This is a genomic window from Brevundimonas sp. GN22 (assembly GCF_054824005.1).
Genome location: NZ_JSYD01000176.1, coordinates 1 through 908 on the forward strand (window position 1 = coordinate 1; position 908 = coordinate 908).

The 908-nt window shown below is 67.5% G+C and carries 1 pseudogene; it reads right to left on the reverse strand.

Going from position 1 to position 908, the window contains the following annotated elements:
• Positions 1 to 908, reverse strand: a pseudogene (locus tag OB03_RS14650) (S8 family peptidase); the annotation flags it as partial.

The following is a 908-nucleotide window of genomic DNA, read 5'->3' on the forward strand; positions in this document are numbered from 1 at the left end:
GTACGGCCCAGTCCCACTTCACCCGTCAAGGTCAGGCGCTCGTTCAGGCGGATGTCACCGCCCAGCGCAGTGAACTTGGTCTGCGAGGGCAGGGCCAGATCGGAGTTCAGCGGCATATAGGTGCCCAGCGGCCCCATCTTCTCGTCAACGCTGCCGAGGCTGAAGGCTAGGCCCCCTTGAGCGGTCCGCCAGTCCACCCCCATGCGGGCATAGGAGGCGGCCTCGCGCTGGATCGGCTGCAGGGGCGTGCGCCGGTCCCCCGAGCCGCTGTCGGCGCTTACGATAAACAGGCCCTGATCACCGGCATCAAAACTCATGACGCCGCGGACTGCGTGGTCGGACTGGGCCAGAGCGGCAAAGCCGTCGCCTGCGCGGGTGCGGAAGGGCGAGCGGGCACCGCCTTCGCCCTGCCATGCCGAGAAGGACATGGCACCGGTCGAGACTTCAAACAGGGCCTCGCGGCGCTCTTCGGTTCCCGTCCACGGGGCATTGTACAAGGTGTTGCGCGCCAGAATGGGCTCGGGCTCCGGCGCAGGGACAGACGCGGCCAACGACAGATAGGTCCCGACAGGGCCAAGCGTGGTGACGGTGGACTGCACCATCGGGCGCACCGTCTCCGACTGGAAGCTCTGGCGTGGTGCCGTGCGATAGGCATCGGCCACGTTCACTTTGAACAGGCGCTCGTATTCGTCATAGGCAATGGTCGCCAGACCAGTGGTGCGTCCAAGGGCATCGCCGAACGGGCCGCCGACATAGGCACCGGGCGGTGTGCCCAGTCCCACAGGCGTCGCACCGGTGGCCGACGGCGTGGAGGTAGCGCCAACGGGGCGGAAGGCTGCAGCAATATCCAGCTTGCCCCGGCCCCAGACGATATCGGTGCCGGTGTCACCCGCATCCGCCGCTGTGCG